This window comes from Streptomyces hirsutus, from assembly GCF_001418415.1.
GTDB lineage: Bacteria > Actinomycetota > Actinomycetes > Streptomycetales > Streptomycetaceae > Streptomyces > Streptomyces hirsutus.
In genome coordinates this window covers 1-6,450 of sequence record NZ_LIQT01000299.1, presented here as the reverse complement: position 1 = coordinate 6,450, position 6,450 = coordinate 1, and the positions used below count along the sequence as shown (strand labels likewise).

Below are 6,450 nucleotides of genomic sequence, written 5' to 3'. Positions count from 1 at the left end.
CTTGCGCAAGCGTTTACGTCTGCCGCTGGATGAGATAGCTTCCCGTCACGGAGCCGCGGCGGGAACCCGCGTCGGCCGGTACGCGAAGGGAGTGGGCGATGGCGACCATGACGGACGTGGCGCGGTGCGCCGGGGTCTCGGTCGCGACCGTCTCGCACGTCCTGAACGGCACACGGCCGGTCCTCCCGCACACCCGCCAGGCGGTCCTGGATGCCGTCGAGGAGCTCGGCTACACCCCGAACACGCTGGCCCGCTCACTGGTGACCGCCCGGACCCGCTCGATCGGGCTCGCGGTGTCGGCGATCAGCAACCCGTACTTCACCGAGATCCTCCAGGGCGTCGAGGCGGCCGCCCTGGAGTACGGCTACAGCCTGCTCATCGCCGATCCGCACGACGACCCCGAGCACGAGCGCAAGGTCGTGCAGCTGCTGCACGAGCGGCGGGTGGAGGGCATGATCGTCGCCCCGTCCTCCCAGCCGCGCGAGCTGCTCGCCTATCTCGGGCGCCATCGCGTACCGGCCGTCTTCCTCGACCGGGTGGTCGAGGGCTCCGGGGAGGGCGGGCCGCCCCTCGACCAGGTCTGCGCCGAGAACACGGAGCCGACGGCCCGGCTGGTCACGCACCTCGCCGGGCTCGGCCACCGCCGGATCGCCCTGGTCGCGGGGAGGCCCGGGTTCAGCACCACCGCCGAGCGGATCACCGGGTACCGGCACGGCCTCGCCGGTGCGGGGCTGCCGTTCGACGCACGGCTCCTGGTGCACGGCGACTCCGAGTCGGCCGGCGCCGAACGGGCCACCGGTGCCCTGCTCTCCCTCGGCGCTCCCCCGACCGCGCTGGTCACCGGGAACAACGCCATGACGATCGGCGCCCTGCGCGCCCTGCGCGCCCGCGGTCTCTCCGTGCCCGGGGACATCGCACTGTGCTGCTTCGACGACTTCGCCTGGGCGGACCTGTTCTCCCCCCGGCTCACCGCGATCGCCCAGCCCAGCAGGGACATCGGCGCCCGTGCCGTCCGGGTGCTCCTGGACCGGCTCGCCGCACCGGACCGGCCCGCGCGGACCGAACGGCTCTCCTGCGCCTTCATGCACCGCACGTCCTGCGGCTGCCCGGACCCCCAGGAGCCCCAGGAGCCCCAGGAGCCCCAAGAACGATCTGCGCGGTCCCGGTAAGCCCCTACGGCCTCGGCACACGCAGCAGACCCACCACAGCAGACCCGGCAGCCGACAACCCGGCATGCCAGCAACCCGCGAAAGGGGCCCCTCGTGATCGTCGTAGCCGGTGAGGCACTGATCGACCTGGTACCGCAGGGCGCGGATGCGCTCACGGCGCTGACGCCGGCGCTCGGTGGCGGCCCCTACAACACGGCGGTGGCGCTGGGCCGTCTCGGCTCCCCCACCGCCTTCTGCTCCCGGGTGTCGCGCGACGCCTTCGGCGAGGCGCTGCTGGACCGGCTGCGGGAGACCGGCGTGGTGGTGTCGCCGGTGCAGCGCGGTGACGAGCCGACGACGCTCGCCGTCGCCACGGTCGCGACGGACGGCTCGGCGGTCTACTCCTTCTACGTGGAGGGGACGGCGGACCGGCTGTTCACGGTGCCGGACGCGCTGCCGGACGGCACCCGCGCGGTGTCCTTCGGCACCTGCTCCCTCGTGCTGGAGCCGGGGGCGAGCGCGTACGAGGAGCTGATGCGCACCGCCCACGCGCGCGGTGTGTTCACCGCGCTGGATCCCAACGTCCGGCCGGGGCTGATCCCGGACCCCGACGCCTACCGGGCCCGGTTCCTGAGCTGGCTGCCGTCGGTGTCGCTGCTGAAGCTGTCCGAGGAGGACGCCCGGTGGCTCGGCGGCACGCCCGCGCGGTGGCTGGCGGCCGGTCCGGCGGCGGTCGTGGTCACCCGGGGCGGTGACGGGCTGACCGTGTTCACCCGGGAGGGCGGCGAGTACTCCGTGCCGGGTGAGCGGGTCGAGGTGGTGGACACGATCGGCGCGGGCGACACCGTCAACGCGGCGCTGCTGCACGGCCTGGCGGCCCGGGGCGCCCTCAGCGAGCGGGGGGCGGCCGCGCTGGGCGCGGACGGCTGGCGGGGGCTGCTCGGCTTCGCGGCGCGCGCGGCGGCGATCACCTGCTCACGCGCGGGCGCCGAGCCTCCGTACGCGCGTGAAGTAGCCGCCTGACGACCACCCCGCCGGTTTCGCTGCCGGTCGGGGGCAGGCGGGCAGGTGCACGGAGGACACCGTGGCTTCGCCCGACGTCAGTCGTTGACCCAGCGGCAGGCGAGCTGGATTTCCCCGCCGCAGCGGGGATGGTCCGTTCTTCCGCGAGGTCCTTGGCGCCGAGCGTATGGCGTCCCCGCCCTCGCGGGGACGCGCCAGATCCCAGCCCGCCTGCCTCTATCCCTTGATTGCCGCCTTTCGTCGGCCAACGGCCTTCTTCACCGGCGCCTTCACAAAACGTGCGGCATCGCTGATCTTTCCCGGCTCCAGAACCTCCCGCAGGAACTTGCCGGTGTGGCTGGCCGGAACGCTCGCCACCTGTTCGGGCGTGCCCTCCGCGACGACCAGGCCACCACCGGAACCGCCCTCGGGGCCCATGTCGACGACCCAGTCGGCGGTCTTGATCACGTCGAGGTTGTGCTCGATGACGATGACCGTGTTGCCCTTGTCGACCAGGCCGGACAGGACGGTCAGCAGCTTGCTGATGTCCTCGAAGTGCAGTCCGGTGGTCGGCTCGTCCAGGACGTAGACCGTGCGGCCGGTGGAGCGCCGCTGCAGCTCGCTCGCGAGCTTCACCCGCTGGGCCTCGCCGCCCGACAGGGTGGTGGCCGCCTGGCCGAGCCGGACGTATCCGAGACCGACGTCGTAGAGCGTCTTCATGTGCCGGGAGATCGCCGGGACGGCCTCGAAGAAGTGCATGGCCTCCTCGATCGGCATGTTCAGGACGTCGGCGACGGACTTGCCCTTGTAGTGGACCTCCAGGGTCTCCCGGTTGTAGCGGGCGCCGTGGCAGACCTCGCACGGGACGTACACGTCCGGGAGGAAGTTCATCTCGATCTTGATGGTGCCGTCGCCCGCGCAGTTCTCGCAGCGACCGCCCTTGACGTTGAAGGAGAAGCGGCCGGGCAGGTAGCCGCGGACCTTCGCCTCGGCCGTCTCGGCGAACAGCTTGCGGACGTGGTCGAAGACGCCGGTGTACGTCGCCGGGTTGGAGCGCGGGGTGCGGCCGATGGGCGACTGGTCGACATGCACGACCTTGTCGACCAGGTCGTCGCCGTCCACGCGTGTGTGCCGGCCGGGGACGCTGCGGGCGCCGTTCAGCTCGCGGGCCAGGTGGGTGTACAGGATGTCGTTGACCAGCGTGGACTTGCCGGAGCCGGAGACGCCCGTGACCGCGGTGAACACGCCGAGGGGGAAGGACACCTCGATGTCCCGCAGGTTGTTCTCACGGGCGCCGTGCACCGTGAGGAGGCGCGACGGGTCGAACGGGCGGCGGACCTCCGGCAGCGGAATGGCCTTCCGGCCGGACAGGTACTGGCCGGTCTGCGACTCGGTGTTCTCGAGCAGCTCCTTCAGGGCTCCGCTGTGCACGACCTTGCCGCCGTGCTCACCGGCGCCCGGACCGATGTCGACGATCCAGTCGGCGACCTTGATGGTGTCCTCGTCGTGCTCGACGACGATGAGCGTGTTGCCCATGTCGCGGAGCCTGACCAGGGTCTCGATCAGCCGGTGGTTGTCGCGCTGGTGCAGGCCGATGGACGGCTCGTCGAGGACGTAGAGGACGCCGACGAGGCCGGATCCGATCTGGGTGGCCAGGCGGATGCGCTGGGCCTCGCCGCCGGAGAGGGTGCCCGCCGCGCGGTTCAGCGAGAGGTAGTCGAGGCCGACGTCGACCAGGAACCGCAGCCGCTCGTTGACCTCCTTCAGCACGCGCTCGGCGATCTTCTTGTCGCGGGCGGAGAGCTTCATCGCGCCCAGGAAGTCCGCGCACTCGCTGATGGACATGGCCGAGACCTCGGCGATCGACTTCTCCATCACCGTGACGGCCAGGACGATCGGCTTGAGGCGGGTGCCTTCGCAGGAGGGGCAGGCGACCTCGCGCATGTAGCCCTCGAAGCGTTCACGGCTGGCGTCGGTCTCGGCCTCGCTGTGCCTGCGCTTGACGAAGGGGAGTGCGCCCTCGAAGGCCGTCGTGTACCGGCGCTCGCGGCCGTACCGGTTGCGGTAGCGGACCTCGACCTGGGTCTTGTGGCCGTGGAGCAGGGCCTTCTTGGCCCGCTGCGGCAGCCCCTCGAAGGGGATGTCCGTGCGGAAGCCCAGCGCTTCGGCGAGAGCTCCGATCAGCCGGGCGAAGTAGTCCTTGGTCTGGCCGTGCGACCAGGGGTGGATGGCACCCTCGTCGAGGCTCTTGTCCGGGTCGGGGACGATCAGCTCCGGGTCGACCTCCATGCGCGTGCCGATGCCGGAGCATTCGGGGCAGGCGCCGAAGGGCGAGTTGAAGGAGAAGGAGCGGGGCTCCAGCTCCTCGAAGGACAGGTCGTCGTACGGGCAGTACAGGTGCTCGGAGAACATGCGCTCGCGCTCGGGGTCGTCCTCGGGGAGGTCGACGAAGTCGAGCACGACCATGCCGCCGGAGAGGCCGAGCGCGGTCTCGACGGAGTCGGTGAGGCGGCGCTTGGCGCTTTCCTTCACGGTGAGGCGGTCGACGACCACCTCGACGGTGTGCTTCTCCTGCTTCTTCAGCGTGGGCGGGGTGGCGAGCTGGACGGTCTCGCCGTCCACCCGGGCGCGGGAGTAGCCCTTGGTCTGGAGGTCGGCGAAGAGGTCGACGAACTCGCCCTTGCGCTCCCGTACCAGCGGCGACAGCACCTGGAAGCGGCTGCCCTCCGGCAGCTCCAGCACCCGGTCGACGATGGCCTGCGGGGACTGACGCGAGATGGGGCGGGAGCACTGGGGGCAGTGCGGTTTCCCGATGCGGGCGAAGAGCAGCCGCAGGTAGTCGTAGACCTCGGTGATGGTGCCCACGGTGGAGCGGGGGTTGCGCGAGGTCGACTTCTGGTCGATGGAGACGGCCGGGGACAGTCCCTCGATGAAGTCGACGTCCGGCTTGTCCATCTGACCGAGGAACTGCCGGGCGTACGAGGAGAGCGACTCCACGTAGCGCCGCTGCCCCTCGGCGAAGATCGTGTCGAAGGCCAGCGAGGACTTGCCCGACCCCGACAGACCCGTGAAGACGATGAGCGAGTCGCGCGGGAGGTCGAGCGAGACATTCTTGAGGTTGTGCTCGCGCGCTCCACGGACGATGAGACGGTCGGCCACGCGGGTCCGCACCTTTCTGAGAGAAGTGACAGGGGCGGGGCCCCCGTGTCTTCCCACACTAGGGCGAGCCACTGACAACGCCGGTCGGATTCACGGGTTGACAACAATCCCCGGCTCTCCAGCATGCCCGACGCCACGCCCGAGCTTATAGCACGTACATTCGATTCACGGCCTTCCTTCGCCGCCTTCACCCGAAGGTGTGGCGGGACTAGGGTCGGCGCCATGATGGATCACGCTCATGACCTGGCGTCTGTACACGACGCGACCGAACGGCTGCTCCGTGCGGTCGCCGCACTGGACAACGCCGCTGTGACGCAGGCGTCACGGCTTCCGGGCTGGACCCATGGACACGTACTGGCCCACCTCGCGCGCAACGCGGACGCCTTGGTGAACGTCCTGGAAGGTCGTCCGATGTACGTCTCCGGCGCCGCCCGGGAGGCCGACATCGAGCGGGACGCCCCGCGCCCCCTCAACGTCCAGCTCGACGACGTGCGGGAGAGCGCGGTCCGCTTCCAGGAGGCGAGCACGGCCCCGGGAGACCGGTCGCGCACGGTGGAGCTGCGCAACGGGGTCACCGACCGGGCGGAGCGGTTGCCCTTCCGGCGCTGGGTCGAGGTGGAACTGCACCACGTGGACCTCGGGATCGGCTACGAGCTGGAGGACCTGCCGGCGGATTTCACGGAGCGGGAGATCCGCTTTCTGGTGGCGCGGTTCGCCGGTCACCAGGACGTGCCCACGACGCGGCTGGCCACCGACGACGGCCGGACCTGGACCACGGGCGGTGGGGCACCGGGCGACCCGGCCGCGGTCGAGGGGACGGCCGCCGAGCTGCTCGGCTGGCTCGCCGGGCGCCGTGACGGCTCGGGGCTGACGGTGACGTCCGGCACCCTGCCCGCCCTCCCTCCGCTATAGGCTGGCCGTCATGACGTACAGCGGGCGTGTGACGGTCGGCGGATCGGCCGACGTGCACGAACTCAAGGACCTGATGATCACCAAGGTCGCCGTCGGGCCCATGAACAACAACGCCTATCTGCTGCGGTGCCGGGCCACCGACGAGCAGCTGCTGATCGACGCGGCCAACGACGCGGACACCCTGCTGGGCACGATCGGTGACGACGGCATCGCGTCCGTCGTCACCGAT

Annotated in this window: 4 protein-coding genes and 1 pseudogene; 4 read left to right on the top strand and 1 reads right to left on the bottom strand. The window is 70.8% G+C overall.

All coding sequences use genetic code 11. The annotated features are described in order from the left end of the window. Positions 1-98: 98 nt before the first annotated feature. A complete protein-coding gene (locus AOK11_RS22300; RefSeq protein ID WP_055595505.1) occupies positions 99-1,169 on the top strand; it encodes a LacI family DNA-binding transcriptional regulator in 1,071 nt (356 codons plus the stop codon). A 93-nt stretch (positions 1,170-1,262) separates the two neighbouring features. Beyond that, positions 1,263-2,171: a carbohydrate kinase family protein gene (locus AOK11_RS22295; protein WP_055595504.1), complete on the top strand. Its 909-nt coding sequence runs from the start codon at positions 1,263-1,265 to the stop codon at positions 2,169-2,171. A 216-nt stretch (positions 2,172-2,387) separates the two neighbouring features. Here AOK11_RS22295 and uvrA read toward each other — a convergent pair whose 3' ends face one another. Beyond that, positions 2,388-5,309 carry an excinuclease ABC subunit UvrA gene (gene uvrA, locus AOK11_RS22290; RefSeq protein ID WP_055595503.1) on the bottom strand — a complete coding sequence of 974 codons (2,922 nt, stop codon included), beginning with the start codon at positions 5,307-5,309 and terminating at the stop codon, positions 2,388-2,390. 222 nt (positions 5,310-5,531) lie between these two features. On the opposite strand from uvrA, the gene AOK11_RS22285 reads away from it, so the two are divergent. After that, positions 5,532-6,221 carry a maleylpyruvate isomerase family mycothiol-dependent enzyme gene (locus tag AOK11_RS22285; RefSeq protein WP_055595502.1) on the top strand — a complete coding sequence of 230 codons (690 nt, stop codon included), beginning with the start codon at positions 5,532-5,534 and terminating at the stop codon, positions 6,219-6,221. A gap of 10 nt (positions 6,222-6,231) precedes the next feature. Next, positions 6,232-6,450, top strand: a pseudogene (locus AOK11_RS22280) (MBL fold metallo-hydrolase); the annotation flags it as partial.